This window comes from Paenibacillus sp. LPE1-1-1.1 (assembly GCF_040676435.1).
In the GTDB taxonomy this organism is placed as follows: Bacteria; Bacillota; Bacilli; order Paenibacillales; family Paenibacillaceae; genus Pristimantibacillus.
This window is the reverse complement of the sequence record NZ_JBEGHY010000001.1, coordinates 451,048-471,637: the sequence shown is the minus strand read 5'-3', so window position 1 is coordinate 471,637 and position 20,590 is coordinate 451,048. Positions and strand designations below refer to the sequence as shown.

The following is a 20,590-nucleotide window of genomic DNA, read 5'->3' as shown; positions in this document are numbered from 1 at the left end:
TGGATTGCTTTGCTTATATGAATCTTTTAGAATAAGGAGAGAAAGCGCTTACCTTACTTTTGATAGAATAGGTGGACCATTTCAAACATATGAAAATCTTTGCTGGAAATACGGGTGGCCAAGAAGAGGAGTGAAGGTTATGAAAAAAAGCTGGTACCGCAGAATGCTGCTTTCATATTTTCCTATTTTTTTATTTACGATAACGATGCTGACTTTTTTATCATTTCTCATGGTCAATGAAATCTCCCATAATGAAACGGTGAAAGCGGATCGCATTTCAACCGGTTATATCATGGATACGTTATCGCGTTCGTTAAGAGGGATTGAGACGGATGTGCTTGAGGAAGTGGAGAAAAACGAACAATACCGCAATTTTTTGAATGTGGATCGGACAACGGAAAATCATGAGGTTATGTTTGAAGTGGTAGACAGCATGCGCGGCCTGATTGCGAATGATAGTTTAATCGACTCGATGTATGTTTACCGGATCGAAGACAAGCAGGTGCTGACGCTGAGCGGACTTGTGCCATGGAATGATTTTGCGGATCGGGATTTTCTGGAGCATGCGCTTGCCAACGCCTCCTACCAGGGATGGTCGACGATTCGCCCTTACCACGAGTTAAGCATGGAAAGCGGCAAAAAAGTCATTTCCATGTACAAGAGAGAGCCTCTCCCGTTTGGAACGGAAGGTCTTGTTGTTATCAATGTGAATATGTATGCGGTTGAAAGAATGATCCAATCGATGAAAAATGATTCCGTAACGTTTCTACATATTCGCGATAAGGAAGGCCAATTGCTTTTCTCAACGATGAATTCGGATGAAGTGGACGGCAAGGTTCTCAACAAGGTTGAAATGAATATGCTCGGCTGGACTTTTGAAAGCGGTATCGCGGCGGGGCAGCTCTTTTTATGGGTGTCGGTCATTTCTTACGTCTGGGTCGTAATCGGCGTGCTGACGGTCTTATTCGCAATCGTTTATATCTTGTATATAACGCGGAAAAATTATAAGCCTATCCGGGTAATGATGAATCGAATCGAATCGATTCAGCTTCGTAATGGCGGCCTAGGGATGAAGATGGATGAGCTGACACTCATTGACCGCACGCTGGAAAATTTAATTCAACAGACAGAGGATTACGAAAAAGAGCAGCATGATCATTTGCTGGCTGGCAGGAAGCAGCTTTTTTATGATCTTGTCCAAGGCGAAGAGTCTGCCAATGTAGAGGAACGGCTGTTGAAGCTGAAAGTACTGCCTGCAGGAATGAAGCTGGAGCAGTTTGCTTTTATCATGGTGGAGATCGGACATTACGGCAATTTCCGCAGCGGCTTCTCGGCAAGGGATCAGCATACGCTGAAATTTGCTTTGTCTAACGTATTGCAAGAGCTGGCGCGGGACGAAGGGATGTTTGCTTGGGCAGAATGGATCGGCGAGAGCCGAATGGGGATCATAATCGGCATGGGGACTGACAGCAAGGCTGCAAAGGACCGTATCCGCCAATTTGCCGAAAAAGGCGGCGAGTGGGTATCCGCCAATCTCCGGATGTCCTTATCGTTCGGGATTGGACCTGTCCTGGAGGGCTGGGCCAAGATCGGTATTTCCTATAAATCAGCGGTAAATGCGATGCTTCATAAGCTGTCGCTCAGCAAGGAAGCTGTCATCATGAGCGATGACCTGCCTGGGAACGCGGGAAAAAAATCGTATAAGTATATTCAGCTGGCGGCTGATTTAGTAAGGGAATTCCGGCTTTCCACGGGATTATGGCGCGAGCACTTGGAGCAAATATTCGAATCCTTGGAAGCCGATTGCTTAAAGGATGAGGATATTCAAATGCTGCTGCAAACGATGATGGATATGCTGGGCAGCGAGCTTGGAAACATTTCAGAAGAATTGCAAGAGTATTTTAAAGGGGAAAAGGCTGGACAGTGGAAGCAAACGGTAGACGATACGACGTCGCTAACGGAACTGCGCAGTCTGTTCCTTGCGTATTTAACGGAGTTGTACCATCACTACGTTGCTTTCTGCGAGACTAAAAACCATCATGCGATGATAACCGAAATGAAGGCTTATATCGAAGAGAACTTCGCGAATCCGGACCTGTCGTTGAAGCATTTGAGCGATCGTTTTCATATCTCGGCCAAATATGCCAGCTACCTCTTTAAAGAGGAGTTCAATATGAAATTCGTAGACTTCATCGTGCAGCTGCGCATGGAGCATGCCGAGGGGCTGCTTGCGGAAACCGAGGATTCGGTGCAAAGCATCGCGCTTCAGGTTGGATATGCCAACTCGATTACGTTCGGAAGGGTATTCAAGCGGGTGATCGGAGTAACGCCCGGCGACTATCGAAGATTGAAGCTAAAACCGGGAAAAGCCAATCAAACCGGGACTTTTTGAAAATAGTTTAGCATGCGAGTTCGGTTGATTCATCCAAAATATAGGATAAAATGATCGGGTTTATCGATCGGAAACTAGTTTATTGCGGCTTCCATGTTTGCCATGCCATACTGTGGTCATTCCGATACGGGCTGCACCAACGGAAATGTAAGCGTTATCCATACAGGGTCATGCAGCCTGATTTGAATACTACTCGACAGGAAGAAGGGGTTTGACCGATGACTAGAAACATAATGAAAAAACGGTTCATGGCTTCAAAAGCATCTATGGTTGCGCTTATGGTAGTTAGCACTTTGTTATTCAGCGCGTGTTCCTCTAAATCTGCACCGAACGCTGCGGAAGGAACAAACGGCGGTGATGCACCAGCGAAGCAGGTAACGCTTAAGGTTGAAGTATTCGATCGAGGCAATTCTCCTGCGGGATCCACGATTACAGACAACTATTTAACGAAGTTTGTTCAAGAAAATTTCGGAGCTTCTAATAATATAAAGGTGGAATATGTGCCTGTTCCTCGCTCTGAGGAAGTAGCGAAGCTGAATGTACTGATGGCAAGCGGTAACAACGTTCCGGATATCGTATTCACGTATGATCCAAATACTTTTAACCGTTATGCGAAACAAGGCGGCCTAACAGATCTTGGACCGCTGCTTGATGAATACGGACAAGAATTGAAAACATTTTTAGGCGATGAAGTACTAGAATATGGAAAGTTCGAAGGTACGCAATTTGCCATTCCTGCCAAACGATCCAATACCGGAAAATACGCCTCTTTTATTCGACAGGATTGGTTGAATAAGCTGAATATGCCAGTTCCTAAAACGACAGAAGAGCTGTATGAAACGCTAAAGGCATTCAAGGAGAAAGATCCTGGGGAAACGGGCGGTCAAGTGATTCCGCTCGGTATGACGATTGCGTCGGCACAATATGAGCCATTGATATGGTCGTTCATAAAGCCGATGACAGAAGAACAGCAATATACGCTTACACAGCAACTTGGATCTAATGATTACCCGATATTGCTTCCGGGCTTTAAGGAAAGCCTTCAGTTTATGAATAAGCTGTACAATGAAGGCCTTATCAATAAGGATTTTGGATTGGATAAAGACAAGAAGAAATTGGGCGAGGATATCTCAACAGGTAAAATCGGCTTTTTCAGTGAAGATGATGTAAACATTTACTATCAAGACGGATCGTATGATCTGCTGCAAAAGAACGTGAAGGGTGCCGAGATTGCAGCAGTTGATGTTTACACAAATGAAGAAGGCAAGCATGCTAAGCCTAAATATGCGCCAAACGGTCTTTACATTATGATTCCTAAATCCAGCGAGCGCGCTGTTGAAGCGGTAAAATATTTGAATTGGATGGCGACTGGCGATAACTTGTTCAATCTCCAAAATGGGGTCGTGGACGAAAACTATACGTTGGTGGACGGCATTCCGGTTGCGGTTGAAAATCCTACTGAGGAAGCAAAAAACCGTATGTATAACTCTGGCGATATGGCCATTATTTCTAACGGCAAGCAGCTTGGCAGCATGGAGAAAAATCTGAAGGCGAGAGCACTGGCAATGCCTAAGCAGTTCCAAGAGCAGGTTGCGGTTGCCCAAGAAATTGCCAATGCCGATACGATTCCTCTCGTGATGTTGGATCGGCCGATTGAAGCACAAACCAAGTATGCAACAACGCTGCTCGACAAATTTAACGAAATTATCGTAAAAACGACCATGGCGAAGCCGGAGCAATTCGAAAGCACTTATGATTCAATGCTGAAGGATTATATGGCTAGCGGCGGTCAAGCCATCTTGGATGAACGGATCGCAGTTTACAAAGAGATGAAATCCATATAAAGCGCATGCAAGTGGGGATTGCGATGGGAGCGGGGCCTGGCCTTGTTCCCTCGCAGACTTCAACTTCATTAGAGGAGGCAACCGCTGTGAGCATGAACGTATATTTCCGCAGATATTGGCAGATGTATGCGCTGCTGGTATTGCCGCTGACGTATTTCATCATTTTTAAATACGGTCCTATGTACGGCATACAGATCGCTTTTAAGGATTTTAATTTTTTTCAAGGCATAAACGGCAGCGAATGGATCGGATTTGAAGCCTTCAAGGAAGTATTCGGCATGAGCGATTTCTATACTACGCTTCGCAATACGCTGATGCTTAATTTTCTTGATCTGCTCGTTTCCTTCCCGGCACCGCTCATATTAGCAATTATGCTGTACGAATTGAAGACGGCTTGGTTTAAGAAGCTGTCGCAAACGATACTTTACATTCCGCATTTTATCTCATGGGTTATTATTGGCGGTATCGTCTATCAGGTATTTGGCACGCAGTCAGGCATGATCAATAACTTGCTGACTTCGATCGGATTTGACGCGGTTCCGTTTTTGACGGATAAAAACGATTGGCTCATTACTTATCTCCTGGTTGGCGTGTGGCAAAGCGCAGGCTGGGGTACGATTATTTATTTGGCTGCGCTTACCGGCATAAACAAGGAGCTGTTTGAAGCTGCAGGCATAGATGGCGCGGGAAGGCTAAAAAGAATTTGGCATATTACGCTGCCAGGCTTAAAGCCTACCATCATCGTGCTTCTGATCATCAATCTTGGGCATATGATATCCATTGGCTTCGAAAGACCTTATGTCATTGGCAATTTAGCGGTTCGCGAATATGCGGATGTGCTAAGCACCTTCGTCTATCGCATCGGGATTCAGTCCGGACAATATACGCTGGCAACGGTCATTGGGCTATTCCAAGCCGTCGTAGGCCTTGTGTTCGTGCTAGGCGCAAATTTTATTTCCAAGAAGCTGACAGATGAGAGCATCCTATAAACCGGTGACAATGAATCTCCTTTTCTTGCTATCGACTATTTGAAAGGAGCGGACGTGATGAGAGAACAAACCGCTAACCGTGTATTTGATACGATCAATCTTATTGTTTTATCCGTTTGCACGTTGATTTGTCTGGCTCCATTTCTTCATATATTGGCTATATCACTAAGCTCGGTTAGGCCAATAATTTCAGGGCAGGTGAGCCTGTTTCCCGTAGATCTTAATTTTGAGGCTTATTTTAAAGTGTTCTCTGACCCTTCAATGATTCGCTCGCTGGGCTTCACGGTGCTGCTGACTGGCATTTTCACTGTCATGTGCATGGTCATGACGATTGCGATGGGCTATCCATTATCCAAAAAGAAACTGAAGGGCCGCAAAGGCTTCATGTTCATCGTTGTCATTACCATGTTCTTCAGCGGAGGCATTATCCCAGAGTATATTTTAATTCGCAATTTGAACATGATGGATTCGATATGGGCGCTGGTGCTTCCCGGACTGATCAATCCTTTTTATTTGATTATATTAATCTCGTTTTTCAATAATATTCCCGAAAGTCTGGAAGAATCGGCCGAGATTGACGGCAGCAGCCATTTCCGGACTCTGCTCAGCATTATGCTTCCGTTGTCGCTTCCGGTAATTACTACGCTTAGTTTGTTCTATGCGGTAGGCCGCTGGAACGGATTTACGGACACGCTTATGTATATCAACAGCCCGGAGCTGTATCCTCTGCAGCTTAAGCTATATCAGCTTATTCAAAACAATATGATCAGCGAACTGATCCAAATGGAAGGCGGGCAAATGGCGACGGTCGTGCCTGAAAGCTTGAAGGCAGCCAGCGTTATTTTCGCAACCGTGCCGATTTTGATCGTCTACCCTTGGCTTCAGCGCTACTTTGTAAGCGGGGTTATGCTTGGGGCAGTGAAAGGATAGCGGTGCGCAGCGTTATGATTTGAAGGTGGGAAAGGACGGAGGAGCATGTACGAAAAGCTTGTCGCGTTAAACGATTATTGGACAAAAGAGGGTGCCGGCCGGCAGGTGCTGGATCAAGGAAGCCGCTATTACGGGGGCGTGGCCGACGCGGAGAACGGAATTGCATGGCCCAGCCACGGCGGCTCGCCGATGGTCATGGCGCTATGGGCCGCAGCCCTGATCAATAAGGACTCGATGCTTTATCATGACGAAGATCTGGCCGGCCGGCTGGAGCTTGGAACGCATTTTATGCTGCGCTCCCAGCATGCCGACGGCACGATATCGCCCGGATGGACCAATATGCATTCGCCGCCGGATACCGCTTTTGTCGTCGTTGGGCTGGCACAGGTATATGAGCTTCTGCAGGCGGAGGAATGGGAGCCGCTTCGGAAATCAACAGCGAACATAAAACTCTTTCTAGAGCAGACGGTTCCCGCATTATTGACCGGCGGCTGCCATACGCCAAATCATCGCTGGGTGCTGACAGCCGCGCTTGGTTATTTGCACAAGCTGACGGGCCGCGCGGAGCTTAAAGAGAGAGCGGAGGCGTGGCTTGCTGAGGGCCTGGATTGCACGGAGGATGGCGAGTGGACCGAGCGGAGCAACGGCATTTACAATGCGGTCAGCGATGTGATGCTGTTCCATGCGGCTGAGCTTCTGGATAAGCCGGAGCTTCTTGAGCCGGTTCGCCGCAATCTCAAGATGATGGCATACATGATTCACCCTAACGGCGAGGTTGTCACGGATTATTCGGGAAGGCAGGATTTTGGCCACAGCTATACGATGGAGAGTTACTTTCTAGTCAGCAGGCTTATGGCACAAAAGGATCAAGATCCTACATTTGAGGCGATCGCCGAGCTTGCTGGCCAAGCGCTTGAGCATCCGGGCTGGCTGCCTAACAACGCTATGCTAGGTTATTTATTGCGGCCTGAGCTGCGAGAGATTGCCATCCAGCCCGCCGAATTGCCAACGAAATATCGGATCGTGATGAACCGTAATTTTCCGCGTGAGCGTTATTTAAGCGAAATGGCTGCAGCCGGTCACGGCGGCAAAATTTATCACAGCAGAATGCATCCGGATTTCGGCGCGCCGGTTGCCCGTGAAAGAGACGGGAATACGAGCTTGACCGTGATGGCCGAGACGAGCTCGATGTTTGCGCTTCGGCATGGCGATGCGCGCTTGCTGGCTGTGCAGATCGGCTCCTCCTTTGAGCCCGGCTATGTAAAAATGAATGACTTAATGGTAGAAGAGGAGAGCTACAGGCTGACGGCCGTTCAGAGCAAGGGCTATTACGGCCCTGTGGCGAAGGAGAATTTGCCCCTATCGGCAAAATCGGCGATTAGTCCATGGTATTTGCTTCCCCATCAGCTGAGAGAGACGACGCATTTGCAATATCATCATGTGGAGGCAGAGCTTAGGAAAACCGGGCATGGCTGGCAGCTGCAGGTGAGCTGCGCAGAGCCTGACAGCATGATGACGCAGATCGTTTTCGTATTTGGCGGCGAGGGATCGTTAACTGGCGAAGGACTAACTCCACTGGAGGATGCTCATTTCTGGAAGCACGGAAACGTTCGTTATGCAGCAGGTGAGGATTGGATAGAAGTGGATGGCGGTGCGCATGAGCATTTCGTGAAAACACTGCGGAATACTGCGATACCGGCAGGCTGCCAAACGCTTATTGTTAATCTGATGACACCTTATCATAAAACGTTCGATATCAGGCTCTCGCCTCTTAAAGCCGATGCGGAGGCCGCGAACCCGCAGTCTTCGACTGATCATGAGGAGCTGATGAAATGAGCGGATATATTGAACCGCGGGATAGCAGCCGTTATTGGTATGGAGACAATGACAAACGTATATTGGAGGTGCTGGCGGGGAGGTATGTCGGCGCGAATCCGCCCGTACCGTTTGCGCTGCGCGCCTTTGCCAAATCGGGAATTTTGCAAAGCGGGAACGGTTTATATGAAATGAACCTTTCGACCAAGCTGCCGGAAGCAAAGCATGGGCAGTACGCCTATCTGTACGGGCTTGTCTGGAGCGATGACGAGCGCTCGATCGACGGCGTGATAGAGCCGTTTAGCCCGATTAAGCTTATGGTGAATGGGGAACAGGTCTATCGTTCCTCCGTTGTCGATGAGCTGAAGCCGGATGCGCAGGCAGTTATCCCTCTTTTGTTCCGTAAAGGGTGGAATCAAGTATTAATCGAAGCGCGCAAAACCGTCGCTGGTTTTGGCTGCCGCTTCGGCGCGGACGAAGCAAAGGTACGTATTCTGCAGGTACTGGCTCCTTTTTCCGAAAGAGCAGGCAGCGCAGGCTGGGTTTATTCAGAACCAGCAGACAACTCCCGATTATTGGGAGCCAGCGTTTCCTTTGCATTCGGTGATTCTGAGGCAGCCAGCGGTTTACGCTGGCTGCCGCGAACGGAGTGGACAGCCGAGGAAGCGATACGGCCGAATGGCGAGCGTTTATTTGGGATTCCTTCCTTACCGGCAGCCGCACTTGGCTGGACTAAGCTGAATATGCAGGGTTGCGATGCCGTGATCGTGCTGGAAGGGACAGCTTACGGCCCGACAAGTATTTGGCTGGAGGGACAATTAGCTGCAGCTCTGACGGAAGCAGGCCCATTCAGAGTCGAAGTGGACGCTTCAGCCGGATACAGCGATTTGCTTGTACGTTCCGTCAGCGGTATGGCGGGCTGGGGCTTCGAGCTGAATGCCAGGCATGAAGGAAAACGTTTGGCATTGGAAGCGCCAGCGCCTATTCACGGTTACAGCGGCGAGTGGTTGTATGCAGGACCGCTCGATTCCAATGATGCCGTAGATCCTGTGACGGTTTGTTCGACTTCAGCGTTATTTCCGGTCATAAACAAAAGCGGAGAGTCCTGCGGTTACACCTATTGGTCCGTTGATGCTCCGCAGACGCGTGTCCGTCCCTATTACGAGAATGCGATGCTGAGCAATAAATGGACAACCGGAAGCGCAACGAACTACGGCCGCTGGGATTATCCGCTCGGCGTAACGATGTATGGACTCTTAAGGACGGCGCGCGAGCTGGAACGCGGGGATTTGCTCGATTACACATTGAGCCATATTCGGAGCTGCACGGACATGTATGACTATGCGATGTGGGACAAAGAGGAATACGGTTTTCCGTCTATTAACCATCAGCTTGTTTTGATCCGAATGCTTGATAACTGCGGATCTTTCGGCTCGGCTATGTTGGAGGCATATGGAGCGGCACAGGATCATACCTTTTTACGAATCGCAAAGCGAATTTCGGAATTTATGCTCGAGCAGCTGGAACGAAAGGAGGACGGGGCTTTTTACCGTCAGTGTCCCGGCGAATATTCGGCGGATACGATGTGGGCAGATGATTTATACATGAGCGGTCCGTTTTTGATTCGATATGCTTTGGTAACCGGAGAGCCGTATTCGCTTAACGAAGCTGCGAAACAGTTTCTATTGTTCAAAAGCTATTTATTTATGGCTGATGAAGGGCTGATGTCGCATGTGTTCGATTTCAAATACGGAAAAGCCACGCTTGTGCCTTGGGGACGCGGAAACGGGTGGTGCTTGTTTTCCTTATCGGAGCTGCTGGAAAAGCTGCCTCTTGACCATGGAGATCGGTCAGCGCTGGAAGCGTTTTTTGAGGAAATGTGCGCGGGCGTTGCTGCTCTGCAAGGCGCTTCAGGCATGTGGCGGCAGGTGCTCAACCAAGCTGACGCTTATGAGGAAGCCTCCTGTACGGCGATGTTCGCTTATGCGATTGCGCGCGGCGTTCGTTTTGGCTGGTTAAAGGAGCAGGAAGCTTATACCGAAATTGCGCTGCGGGCTTGGCGAGGGTTGACTAGCGGAGCGATTGACAAACAGGGCAATGTACACGGCGTATGCAGCGGCTCGCGTTATTCCTTCTCACCCGACTATTACATGTATGATTTACGAACGGTGTTAAATGACAACCATGGAATCGGAATAATGATGCTTGCAGGCGTTGAGATCATGCGTCTGAAAGCAGCAAAGCGCATGAAAGCAACGGCGCAGCTAACAGAAAAGATATAAATAGAGGCAAAAAAATTTTTTTGATAAGTTAAGCGCTTAACCCTAATGACATGGAAGGGGATGTAAATGAAAACTACTCGATTGACGATGTCGCAGGCTTTATTGCGGTTTTTGGATAACCAATATATTTCCGTGGATGGGGAAGAAACAAAATTCGTAACCGGAGTCATGGGAATTTTCGGTCATGGCAACGTGACGGGAATCGGGGAAGCGCTGGAGCGGGATGCCGGAAGCCTGGTCTATACGCAAGGCAAAAGCGAGCAAGGCATGGTCCATGCCGCCGCGGCATATGCCAAGCAGCGCGGGCGAAAGCAAATCTACGCCTGTACCTCCTCCATCGGACCCGGCGCGCTGAATATGGTGACGGCTGCTGCAACGGCAACGGTAAACCGAATACCGGTGCTGCTGCTGCCGGGAGACAACTTTGCCTGCCGCCAGCCCGATCCGGTGCTGCAGCAGCTGGAGGTGCCGGGGGATTATACGGTTTCAGCGGCTGATGCATTTAAGCCCGTCAGCCGTTATTGGGACCGGATTGTCCGTCCCGAGCAGCTCATAAGCGCTGCGCTGCAGGCCATGCGCGTATTGACGGATCCCGCTGAAACAGGGGCCGTAACCCTGGCATTGCCGCAGGATGTTCAAGCGGAGGCGTATGATTATCCTGACGATTTTTTTCAAAAGCGAATCCACATCCTCGATCGAAGACCGCCGGCAAGCGACGCTATCCGAAGAGCTGCGGATTTAATCAAAGAAAAGCGCAGGCCGATCATTATTGCCGGAGGCGGCGTCCATTATGCCGAGGCGACGCAGCAGCTTGCAGCCTTCGCAGCCGCTTTTAACATACCGGTTGCAGAAACACAGGCAGGGAAAAGCGCGCTGCCTTGGGACCATCCGCTTAACATGGGCGCGATAGGAGTCACAGGCTCGTTATCCGCTAATCTGCTCGCTAAGGAAGCGGATCTGATTATTGGCATCGGGACGCGGTATTCGGATTTTACGACCTCGTCGAAATCGGCTTTTAATTTTGAAAATGCAGCCTTCGTCAATTTGAATGTCAACGCCCATGATGCCGTGAAGCTAAACGCCCTGTCTTTAACATGCGATGCAAAGGAAGGGCTCGCAGCTTTGCAGAATGCGCTTGCCGGCTGCCAGTACCAAAGCGGCTATGATGATGCTGAGCTTGCGAAACGAAAAGCCGATTGGGACAGTGAGGTTGACCGTTTGTACGCTGTCCAGGCAGAGGATGGTTTGGCACAGACAAGGGCGCTTGGCATGATCAATGAGACGCTTCAGCCCTCCGATGTTATTGTATGCGCCGCTGGCAGCCTGCCCGGCGATTTGCACCGGCTGTGGCGGTCGTCTGAACCGCGAACTTACCACATGGAATACGGTTTTTCTTGCATGGGTTACGAGGTAAGCGGCGCCTTTGGCGCAGCGCTTGCCGAGCCAAGCCGCGAGGTTTATGCGCTTGTAGGCGACGGCAGCTATTTGATGCTTCACTCGGAGCTGGTGACAAGCCTGCAGGAAGGCGTCAAAATGACCATTTTGTTATTTGACAACCATGGCTTCCAATGCATCCATAACCTGCAGCGGGGGCATGGCAGCGACGGCTTCGGCAATGAATTCCGCTATCGCAGCAAGGAGACGGGCCGGCTCAACGGCGGTTATATGCCGATCGATTTTGCGATGCATGCACGCAGCTTGGGCGCGAAGGCTTACACGGCCCGCACGGAGGAGGAGCTCCGGGAAGCGCTGCTGCAGGCGCGGGAGGAAACCGTGACAACGCTGGTTGAAATAAAAGTACTGCCGGGCACGAACACTTCCGGCTATGAATCATGGTGGCGCGTCGGCGTGCCTGAGGTTTCCGGAAGCGCCAAGGTGGCGGAAGCTTACCGCGAGATGGCGGATCAGATCGGCAATGCAAGCCAGAAATAACTAAGGATAAGACAGGAGGCTGGTTTATGCTGGAGGGCTTGAAGTTTAAACTTGGCGCGCATCCGATTAACTGGGTAGGCGAGGATGTTCGGGAGCATGGAAGTGATACCCCATATGAAACGATTTTGGACGATATTTGCAGGCTCGGCTTGAAAGGAACGGAAATGGGACGCAAGTATCCCCAGGACAAGGAGACGCTGAAAAAGGAGCTGGCTTCGCGGGGCATACAGCTGGTATCGCAGTGGAAATCCGTATTGTTTTCGGATCGTGCCTATCATGAGCAGGAACTGGCCGAATATCGTAAGCATGCCGCTTTCCTGCAGGAAATGGGCAGTAAGGTCATCAGCACGGCAGAGGTCGGAGGCTCGCTCCACTTTGATCCTCGGCGGACGCCGAATGAAAAGAAAGTAATCCCGCTGGACGAAGAGGGCTGGCAGGCTTTGGCAGATGGGCTTAACGCGGCCGGGAAAATCGCCCAAGAGTACGGTCTGAAGCTGACGTACCATCATCACGGCGGAACGGTGGTGGAGAGTCCGGAGGAAATCGACAAGCTCATGGCTCTTACGGATCCTTCCTTGGTTTATCTTTTGTTTGACACCGGTCATGCCTACTACGGCGGAGCAGAACCGATTCATGTACTCCGCAAGCATTACAGCCGTATCGCCTATATCCATTTGAAGGATGTGCGCCAAGCCGTTTTAGATGCTGCTATCCGCGAGCAGGCCGACTTTGTGACCTGCATTCGCAAGGGAGTATTTACGGTTCCCGGCGACGGCTGCATCAATTTCCTGCCGATCATCGCGGAGCTGGATGCCAGAGGTTATGACGGCTGGGCGATGCTGGAGGGTGAGCAGGATCCTGCGGTCCATCCTCCTTATGAATACGCGAACAACGCGTTGAAGCATATCGACAGGATGTACAGTCTTATCGGATCAGGGGAGGGGTAGCACATGGGAACGATTGTCTTTAACGAGAGCAAGCCCATTGATTTTGTTGCGGTTGGCAGGCTGTGCATCGACTTGAATGCGAATGAAATTAACCGGCCAATGGAGGAAACAAGCACCTTTACCAAATATGTTGGAGGCTCGCCGGCGAATATTTGTATCGGCATGGCGAGGCTCGGCCTAAAAGCCGGTTTCGTCGGCAAGGTTGCGGACGATCAGATGGGGCGTTTCATCGTCCGCTACTTGACGGATAACGGAATCGACACCCGCAATGTCGTGACGGATCGAACCGGCGCAGTCACGGGACTTGCCTTTACGGAAATCAAAAGTCCGACGGAATGCAGTATTTTAATGTACAGGGACAATACGGCCGATTTGAAGCTGGAAGCAAACGAAGTCCAAGAGGAACTGGTTGCGGCTGCCAAGCTGCTGCTTATATCCGGGACGGCGCTCGCGCAAAGTCCTTCGCGTGAGGCTGTGTTCCAAGCACTGGAGTATGCAAGAAGGCATGGTGTCGCCGTGGCATTTGATTTGGACTACCGTCCTTATACTTGGACTTCCGACGAGGAAACCGCGGCTTATTATAACCTGGCGGCCGAAAAATGCGACATTATTATCGGTACGCGCGAAGAGTTCGATATGATGGAGCGCTTCGAAAGCCATCTCGCGCATAACGACAGCCAAACGGCTGCCAAATGGTTTGATTACAAAGCGCAAATCGTCATTATCAAACATGGCAAAGAAGGATCCATTGCCTACGCCAAGGACGGCTCTTCACACCGGGCCCAGAGTTTCCAAGCCAAGGTGATCAAAACATTTGGGGCAGGCGACTCCTACGCGGCAGGTTTCTTGTACGGCTTGCTGCAGGGCTGGCCCATCGGCAGGTGCATGACGTATGGCAGCGCCGCAGCGGCAATCGTTGTATCAAGCCACAGCTGCTCGGATGCGATGCCGACCGCTGATCAGGTCAATCGATTTATTGAAGCAAGCAGCAGCCAAATTTGACGTAATCGGAGGCATGGAAATGACAAAAGCAGAACAAGCGGAAACGATTAAAAATTTTATCGGCGGACAGTGGATCGAAGCTGCGGGTGCGGTGAGCGAGCCCGTTTTCAACCCGGCTACGGAAGAAGTTTTAGCCTATGTGCCCATTTCGACGAAGACGGAGGTCGATCAAGCGGTGAAGGCCGCTAAGGCTGCTTTCCAGGCATGGAGCCGGACGCCAGTCCCGAAAAGAGCACGCATTCTGTTCAAATACCAGCAGCTTCTTATCGAGCATTGGGAAGAGCTTGCCCGGATCATTACGCGGGAAAACGGAAAAAGCTACACGGAGGCTTACGGCGAGGTGCAGCGCGGCATTGAATGCGTAGAATTTGCCGCAGGCGCACCGACGCTGATGATGGGAAAGGTGCTTCCGGATATCGCATCCAATCTGGAATCGGCGATGTACCGCTATCCGATTGGGGTCGTAGGAGGGATCACGCCGTTTAATTTTCCGATGATGGTGCCCTGCTGGATGTTTCCGTTAGCCATCGCATGCGGGAATGCTTTTGTGCTAAAACCATCGGAACGAACGCCGCTTCTTGCCAATCGGCTTGCAGAGCTGTTCGCCGAAGCGGGACTGCCGAACGGCGTATTAAACGTCGTGCATGGCGCACATGATGTCGTTAACGGCATTTTGGAGCATAAGGATATCGCTGCCGTATCGTTCGTAGGCTCCCAGCCAGTGGCTGAGTATGTTTATAAAACAGGCACGGCGCACGGCAAACGGGTGCAGGCGCTGGCCGGGGCCAAAAACCATTCGATCGTCATGCCGGATGCGGACATGGATGCCGCGGTGCAGCAAATCATAGGCGCGGCGTTTGGATCGGCGGGAGAGCGCTGCATGGCCTGCGCGGTCGTGGTCGCCGTTGGTGAAGCCGGCGACAAACTGGTCAGCAAGATTACGGAGGCAGCCGACGGGATCGTTATCGGCAATGGCATGGACAATGGCGTATTCCTAGGTCCCGTCATCAGAGGACCGCATAAGGAACGTACGCTTGGCTATATTGACCGTGGCGTAAAGGAGGGCGCGCTGCTCGTTCGGGACGGCAGAACGGATTCCGCGGCAAGTGACAAAGGTTATTTTGTAGGACCCACGATATTTGACCATGTGACCATCGAGATGAAAATATGGGAGGATGAAATATTTGCGCCCGTGCTCTCTATCGTTCGGGTAGATACGTTGGAGGATGCGATCGAGCTGGCGAACAAATCGGAATTCGCCAATGGCGCCTGCTTGTTTACGCAGGATGGAAGCCATGTACGCCAGTTCCGCGAAACGATTGACGCGGGGATGCTGGGCATTAATTTGGGCGTGCCGGCGCCGATGGCTTTTTTTCCTTTCTCCGGATGGAAAAAATCTTTTTACGGCGATCTGCATGCGAATGGTACGGACGGCGTTGAGTTTTATACGAGAAAAAAAATGGTCACTGCGCGCTGGTAGCCTAAATGGCTGACGCTATCTGTTGAACCAGAAGTCGCTCCGCAAAAGCATAGGAGGAATCATGCCATGGAAAAAGTGAATATCGGGATTATCGGAGCGGGCAGAATCGGGAAAATTCATGCCGACAATATAATGAGGCTGCCGAGTGCCCATGTGTATGCAATAAGCGATCCCTACGCAAACGATGCATTGCGCGAATGGGCAAGCGTGAGAGGAATCGGAGTTGTGTCAGAGGATTGCGAGGCATGGATCAATGATCCGCAAATTCACGCGGTATTTATTTGCTCGCCTACGGACACGCATGTGCCGTTGATCAAAAAGGCAGCAGCGGCAGGCAAGCATATTTTTTGCGAGAAGCCGATCAGCATGAGCGTCGCTCAAACGAAAGAAGCGCTGGAGGCCGTTAGCGAAGCAGGCGTAAAGCTGCAAATCGGCTTCAATCGGCGCTTTGACCACAATTTCCGCAGGGTGAGAGAGCTGATTGACGCCGGACAAATCGGGGAGCCGCATATCGTAAAAATAACATCCCGCGATCCGAATCCGCCGAGCGAGGATTATATTCGATCATCGGGCGGCATTTTCATGGATATGATGATTCATGATTTTGATATGGCCCGTTATGTCTCGCGCTGCGAAGCAGAGGAGATCCACGCCTACGGCAGCGTGCTTATTGATTCGGTATTTGAGCGATGCGACGATGTCGATACGGCAATTGTCATGATCCGATTCAAAAATGGCGCCGTCGCCGTTATTGATAACAGTCGTAAAGCCGTCTACGGCTATGATCAGCGGGTCGAGGTGTTCGGCTCTGGCGGCAGCGTTGCGGTTACGAATGATTATCCGAATACGGCAGAGGTTCATACGGCAGAAGGCGTACGCCGCGATAAGCCGCTTCATTTTTTCCTGGAACGCTATAATGATGCCTACATTGATGAGACAAAGCAGTTCATTACCAGCATCATGGAGGACCGTGATGTAATGGTTGACGGCAACGACGGACTTCAAGCGGAATTAATGGCCTTGGCAGCTAATTTATCTCTGCGCCTTGGCAGACCCGTTAAGCTGTCGGAAACACTTGAGCTTGCTGCGCCTAATCCCATTTTAGGAGGATAAATAATGACATCTAACTTAATTGTGCCCCAGCATGCAGCAGTAGGGACAGACGGCTCCGTTTTGAACATAACACCGGAGTCGGCTGGCTGGCAGTACGTTGGTTTCGAAGTCATAAAGCTGCAGCCAGGCCAGAAAATCATTCGGCAAACCGCTGACCGCGAAATATGTTTGGTCCTGCTCAGCGGCAAAGGTGACCTAAAGACATCAAGCGCGCATTGGAACAATATTGGGAATCGATACAGCGTTTTCGAGAAAATACCGCCTTATGCCGCCTATGTGCCAAGTGAGGACCGGTATGAATTTATTGCTCAAACCTCGGTCGAGCTCGCGGTTTGTTCAGCGCCAGGCAAGCCGGGATACGAAGCAAGATTAATCGTACCTGAACAAATCGGAGTCGAGGTACGGGGGAGCGGCAGCATGCAGAGGCTGGTTCATAATATTTTGCCTGAGAGGGAGCCGGCCGAGAGCCTCCTTGTCGTAGAGGTGTTTACGCCTGAAGGGCATTGGTCGAGCTATCCGCCGCATAAGCATGACCGCAGCGCGCTTCCCGAGGAGTCTTTGCTCGAAGAAACGTATTATTTTCATATTGAGCCTGTGCAGGGGTTTGCCATACAGCGGGTGTATACTGACGATCGTTCATTGGACGAGACGCTTGCCGTAAGGAATGGGCAAGCGGTGCTTGTGCCGAGAGGCTACCATCCGGTTGCAGCGCCGGCCGGCTATGAGGTCTACTATTTGAATGTTATGGCAGGACCGGTCCGCACATGGAAGTTTTATAATGATCCTGATCATGAATGGCTGATTAAGAAATGATTGCCAATCTTCCAACTCTTTGAGCATAATAGAGTATGAGCGAACAGGCGAGCGAGGAATTGAGATGAAAGCGACCATATACGACGTAGCTAGAGAAGCGGGCGTTTCTATCGCAACCGTGTCGAAGGTTATTAACGCGAAAGGGAAAATAAGCACGGAGCGGCGCAATCAAATTTTTGCGATTATGCAGAGGCTGCAATACCAGCCAAGCGCGATCGCATCGGCTCTTACCAGTAAGCATTCCTTTACGTTAGGTTTGCTTATTCCGGATATCGCCAATCCTTTTTTTGCCGAAGTTGCCCGGGCTGTTGAGGATCGCGGACATCAATTTGGCTACAGCGTCATCATTTGCAGCACGGATAACAAAGATGAGCGGATCGAACGTTATATTTCCGTTTTAAAGCAAAAACGAGTAGACGGCATCATCATTGGTACAGGTCTCGAAAATAACGCCATAATACAAGATATTAGCTCGATTATCCCCATCGTTGTTATCGGGCGCGAGGTCACCTCTTTCCCCGTGCATACGGTTGTAGCGGAGGATTGTAACGGCGGGGCTCTCGCAGCCCGCCATCTGCTTAGTCTCGGACATACGAAAATGGCGGTGTTGGCTGAGAGCCTGCAGATAAGCAGCAGCCGTGAAAGGGTTCGAGGTTTTAGGCAATCGCTAAATGAAGCCGGAATTTCACTTCCTGACGATAGCATCGCGGCCTGCAAAAAAGGGCTGGAGGACGGGAAAGCGAAGGCAGCGGAGCTTCTTTGTCGGATCGAGCGGCCGACGGCGCTGTTCTGCTGCAATGATATGATAGCTGTCGGTGCTCTACAGGCGGCGAAGGAGAGCGGTATGCGCGTGCCTCAAGATTTATCAATCGTAAGCTTCGATAATACCTTATTGGCGTCGGTTATGAATCCGCCGTTAACCTCGATTGCTCAGCCTATGGATCAATTAGGAGAGGCTGCTGTCGATTTGCTTATTCAGCAGTTCACAGATTCGAACACTGCCAAGCAGCGGATTGCGCTTCGCACAGAGCTGATCGTAAGGGATTCCACAGCCGTGGCAAGTACGAGCGAGACATTGTAGAAAGTAAGCATGTCATGTTAAAATTAAGGATCGCTATAATGTCCTATCTTATTCGAAGCTCCTCTGCATGGAACTGAGCGATCAGGCCTTGCGGAGGCGCTTTTTTATTACACAGACTTGAAGGGAAGCGGAAATATGACGGTACGGCTGGACAATGACTGGTCTGAGAAGTTAAATGGCGAGCTTCAAGCCCCCTATATGCTTGAACTGCGGGCAAAGCTTGATGTTTTGTACAAGAGCAAGACGGTGTATCCGGAACAACCTAACATTCTTAATGCACTTCATTATACATCCTATAAACAAACGAAAGTGGTTATCCTCGGGCAGGACCCATACCATGGCCCAAAGCAGGCGCATGGGCTTAGCTTCTCCGTTCAGCCGGGCATGAAGGTGCCGCCGTCACTGAAAAATATTTACAAGGAGTTAGAATCGGACCTCGGCGCACAAATTCCGGACCATGGCAGCTTGGAGACTTGGGCAAGGCAAGGCGTGCTTCTGTTAAATACGGTGCTAACGGTCGAGGAGGGCAACCCCAATTCCCATCAAGGGCTCGGCTGGGAGCGATTTACCGATGCGGTTATAGCCGCACTGAATGAGCGGGAGAGACCCGTTGTATTCATGCTCTGGGGAAAGCATGCAGAGGCGAAAGCCGGCGCCATTGATACGGACAAGCATCATATTATTTCCTCGCCGCATCCGAGCCCATTTGCGGCGCGTAGAGGTTTTTTTGGGAGCAGGCCTTTCTCGCGGGCGAACGCTTTTCTCGAGAAGATAGGGTGTGAGCCCATTGATTGGACGATTCCTATGCTTTCTGAGCTTGAAAGTAAATGAAAAAGGCTTCTCCATTGTCTGAACATCAGCTCAGACTAGTAGAGAAGCCTTATCGTAAGACAGAGGTTTTCGCTTATTCGGCGATAATCGCAGAGCCCGCAGATGCTTGGCTCGAATCCGCAGCTTCAGGAAGCACTGGTTTTAGCTTGGCATCGACATAAGTGGATACCGAGACATCTGTGATGACCTGAGGATACATTTTATCCGGATCAGGTAGAATCGTCTCGAGATAAATGACAGCTTTGTCGCCTTCAAAACCGATAGAAGCAATCCGAATACCGTAGCCAGGATGCGGCACTTGGGCGGTGACGGTCACTTTGTTAATTTCAGCGTTTACTGCGGTTACGGAAATCGTAGGATTCAGAACCGGTTGCTCAGGAAGATCAGGAATAGGTGTCGTCTCCTTTACGAATTGCATGGCCCCATAGAGCCAGCCGGCAGCCTCGCTGCGTGTAATGGCTTTCTTCGGATAAAACTTGTTTGATTTATCCAAGGTAACAATCTTACTAATGATCAGCTTCTGAATGCTGTCCATATAATCCTTGTTCACGTCAGACTCGTCCTCGAGCAGCATAAAAATTTCGATAAAGGCATAATCGCCTTTGGTCATCATCGCTTTGAACAAATGATGTGCAAATTGCTCACGCGTCATGATGTCATTAGCTTTTACCGTTTTCGGGATTTCCAAGCCGTTTAGATTCGCGATGATAAAGGCATCGGAGTACCAGGCATCATCCTTTAGATTCGTAAAGTAATCGCTTGCTTTCGGCGCTTTAATGAAGCGGATGTGATCAATGTTAAGGTCTAACCCTTTAACGATCAACGAAACGCCTTGCGCATAAGTAAGCTTGCCGTTCGGATTGTACTTATCATGCTTATCGCCGCTTAATATGCCCAGCTTTTGAAGCTCCTCGATTTTTTTCTCATTTGGATCATTTTTAACATCCTTGAACGCCCAGACGGTTTGTCCGAGACTGAAAAGCATCATCGCAACCAGCGTTACGATTATTAGGGATCGTTTTTTCATGTGGTCACCTCGTTTATTATTTGCTGCAGCACTTATTTGACGTTGAGGCGTGGCAAATTGTTGCAATCCCAATAAAGATAATAAAAAGAACCCTTGAAATCAAGGGTATCCC

The 20,590-nt window shown here is 50.2% G+C and carries 15 protein-coding genes; 14 read left to right on the top strand and 1 reads right to left on the bottom strand.

Annotated features, from left to right (window positions below; all coding sequences use genetic code 11):
- The first annotated feature begins 139 nt into the window (after window positions 1–139).
- The 14 genes from MRBLPE1_RS02340 (at window position 140) to MRBLPE1_RS02275 (ending at window position 19,451) form a co-directional block, all read left to right on the top strand.
- On the top strand, window positions 140–2,392 hold the full coding sequence (locus MRBLPE1_RS02340; RefSeq protein ID WP_364141018.1) for a helix-turn-helix domain-containing protein: 2,253 nt from the start codon (window positions 140–142) through the stop codon (window positions 2,390–2,392).
- A 218-nt stretch (window positions 2,393–2,610) separates the two neighbouring features.
- On the top strand, window positions 2,611–4,236 hold the full coding sequence (locus MRBLPE1_RS02335) for an extracellular solute-binding protein (protein WP_364141015.1): 1,626 nt from the start codon (window positions 2,611–2,613) through the stop codon (window positions 4,234–4,236).
- 92 nt (window positions 4,237–4,328) lie between these two features.
- Window positions 4,329–5,225 carry an ABC transporter permease gene (locus tag MRBLPE1_RS02330; protein WP_414698841.1) on the top strand — a complete coding sequence of 299 codons (897 nt, stop codon included), beginning with the start codon at window positions 4,329–4,331 and terminating at the stop codon, window positions 5,223–5,225.
- Window positions 5,226–5,282: 57 nt separating this feature from the next.
- Window positions 5,283–6,155 (top strand): carbohydrate ABC transporter permease, encoded by an 873-nt coding sequence (locus MRBLPE1_RS02325; RefSeq protein ID WP_364141009.1) that lies wholly within the window; start codon window positions 5,283–5,285, stop codon window positions 6,153–6,155.
- Window positions 6,156–6,200: 45 nt separating this feature from the next.
- On the top strand, window positions 6,201–7,991 hold the full coding sequence (locus MRBLPE1_RS02320; RefSeq protein ID WP_364141006.1) for a hypothetical protein: 1,791 nt from the start codon (window positions 6,201–6,203) through the stop codon (window positions 7,989–7,991).
- On the top strand, window positions 7,988–10,252 hold the full coding sequence (locus tag MRBLPE1_RS02315) for a glycoside hydrolase family 88/105 protein (protein ID WP_364141003.1): 2,265 nt from the start codon (window positions 7,988–7,990) through the stop codon (window positions 10,250–10,252). Before MRBLPE1_RS02320 ends, MRBLPE1_RS02315 begins: the two co-directional genes overlap by 4 nt.
- 66 nt (window positions 10,253–10,318) lie before the next feature.
- Window positions 10,319–12,184 carry a 3D-(3,5/4)-trihydroxycyclohexane-1,2-dione acylhydrolase (decyclizing) gene (gene iolD, locus MRBLPE1_RS02310; RefSeq protein ID WP_364141000.1) on the top strand — a complete coding sequence of 622 codons (1,866 nt, stop codon included), beginning with the start codon at window positions 10,319–10,321 and terminating at the stop codon, window positions 12,182–12,184.
- A gap of 26 nt (window positions 12,185–12,210) precedes the next feature.
- Window positions 12,211–13,131 carry a myo-inosose-2 dehydratase gene (iolE, locus tag MRBLPE1_RS02305; RefSeq protein WP_364140997.1) on the top strand — a complete coding sequence of 307 codons (921 nt, stop codon included), beginning with the start codon at window positions 12,211–12,213 and terminating at the stop codon, window positions 13,129–13,131.
- Between the two features lie 3 nt (window positions 13,132–13,134).
- Window positions 13,135–14,133: a 5-dehydro-2-deoxygluconokinase gene (gene iolC / locus MRBLPE1_RS02300; protein WP_364140995.1), complete on the top strand. Its 999-nt coding sequence runs from the start codon at window positions 13,135–13,137 to the stop codon at window positions 14,131–14,133.
- Window positions 14,134–14,152: 19 nt separating this feature from the next.
- Window positions 14,153–15,613: a CoA-acylating methylmalonate-semialdehyde dehydrogenase gene (locus MRBLPE1_RS02295; protein WP_364140993.1), complete on the top strand. Its 1,461-nt coding sequence runs from the start codon at window positions 14,153–14,155 to the stop codon at window positions 15,611–15,613.
- Between the two features lie 66 nt (window positions 15,614–15,679).
- On the top strand, window positions 15,680–16,726 hold the full coding sequence (iolG, locus tag MRBLPE1_RS02290; RefSeq protein WP_364140991.1) for an inositol 2-dehydrogenase: 1,047 nt from the start codon (window positions 15,680–15,682) through the stop codon (window positions 16,724–16,726).
- Window positions 16,727–16,729: 3 nt separating this feature from the next.
- Window positions 16,730–17,539: a 5-deoxy-glucuronate isomerase gene (iolB, locus tag MRBLPE1_RS02285; RefSeq protein WP_364140990.1), complete on the top strand. Its 810-nt coding sequence runs from the start codon at window positions 16,730–16,732 to the stop codon at window positions 17,537–17,539.
- Between the two features lie 64 nt (window positions 17,540–17,603).
- A complete protein-coding gene (locus MRBLPE1_RS02280; RefSeq protein ID WP_364140987.1) occupies window positions 17,604–18,620 on the top strand; it encodes a LacI family DNA-binding transcriptional regulator in 1,017 nt (338 codons plus the stop codon).
- 135 nt (window positions 18,621–18,755) lie between these two features.
- On the top strand, window positions 18,756–19,451 hold the full coding sequence (locus MRBLPE1_RS02275) for a uracil-DNA glycosylase (protein ID WP_364140985.1): 696 nt from the start codon (window positions 18,756–18,758) through the stop codon (window positions 19,449–19,451).
- A gap of 73 nt (window positions 19,452–19,524) precedes the next feature.
- Here MRBLPE1_RS02275 and MRBLPE1_RS02270 read toward each other — a convergent pair whose 3' ends face one another.
- Window positions 19,525–20,478: an S-layer homology domain-containing protein gene (locus MRBLPE1_RS02270; protein ID WP_364140983.1), complete on the bottom strand. Its 954-nt coding sequence runs from the start codon at window positions 20,476–20,478 to the stop codon at window positions 19,525–19,527.
- Window positions 20,479–20,590: the final 112 nt, after the last annotated feature.

What these genes read in the sequence shown, in the direction of transcription:
- MRBLPE1_RS02340 (WP_364141018.1), top strand. Translation starts at nt 140, where the DNA reads ATGAAAAAAAGCTGGTACCGCAGAATGCTGCTTTCATATTTTCCTATT.
- MRBLPE1_RS02335 (WP_364141015.1), top strand. Translation starts at nt 2,611, where the DNA reads ATGACTAGAAACATAATGAAAAAACGGTTCATGGCTTCAAAAGCATCT.
- MRBLPE1_RS02330 (WP_414698841.1), top strand. Translation starts at nt 4,329, where the DNA reads ATGAACGTATATTTCCGCAGATATTGGCAGATGTATGCGCTGCTGGTA.
- MRBLPE1_RS02325 (WP_364141009.1), top strand. Translation starts at nt 5,283, where the DNA reads ATGAGAGAACAAACCGCTAACCGTGTATTTGATACGATCAATCTTATT.
- MRBLPE1_RS02320 (WP_364141006.1), top strand. Translation starts at nt 6,201, where the DNA reads ATGTACGAAAAGCTTGTCGCGTTAAACGATTATTGGACAAAAGAGGGT.
- MRBLPE1_RS02315 (WP_364141003.1), top strand. Translation starts at nt 7,988, where the DNA reads ATGAGCGGATATATTGAACCGCGGGATAGCAGCCGTTATTGGTATGGA.
- iolD (WP_364141000.1), top strand. Translation starts at nt 10,319, where the DNA reads ATGAAAACTACTCGATTGACGATGTCGCAGGCTTTATTGCGGTTTTTG.
- iolE (WP_364140997.1), top strand. Translation starts at nt 12,211, where the DNA reads ATGCTGGAGGGCTTGAAGTTTAAACTTGGCGCGCATCCGATTAACTGG.
- iolC (WP_364140995.1), top strand. Translation starts at nt 13,135, where the DNA reads ATGGGAACGATTGTCTTTAACGAGAGCAAGCCCATTGATTTTGTTGCG.
- MRBLPE1_RS02295 (WP_364140993.1), top strand. Translation starts at nt 14,153, where the DNA reads ATGACAAAAGCAGAACAAGCGGAAACGATTAAAAATTTTATCGGCGGA.
- iolG (WP_364140991.1), top strand. Translation starts at nt 15,680, where the DNA reads ATGGAAAAAGTGAATATCGGGATTATCGGAGCGGGCAGAATCGGGAAA.
- iolB (WP_364140990.1), top strand. Translation starts at nt 16,730, where the DNA reads ATGACATCTAACTTAATTGTGCCCCAGCATGCAGCAGTAGGGACAGAC.
- MRBLPE1_RS02280 (WP_364140987.1), top strand. Translation starts at nt 17,604, where the DNA reads ATGAAAGCGACCATATACGACGTAGCTAGAGAAGCGGGCGTTTCTATC.
- MRBLPE1_RS02275 (WP_364140985.1), top strand. Translation starts at nt 18,756, where the DNA reads ATGACGGTACGGCTGGACAATGACTGGTCTGAGAAGTTAAATGGCGAG.
- MRBLPE1_RS02270 (WP_364140983.1), bottom strand. Translation starts at nt 20,478, where the DNA reads ATGAAAAAACGATCCCTAATAATCGTAACGCTGGTTGCGATGATGCTT.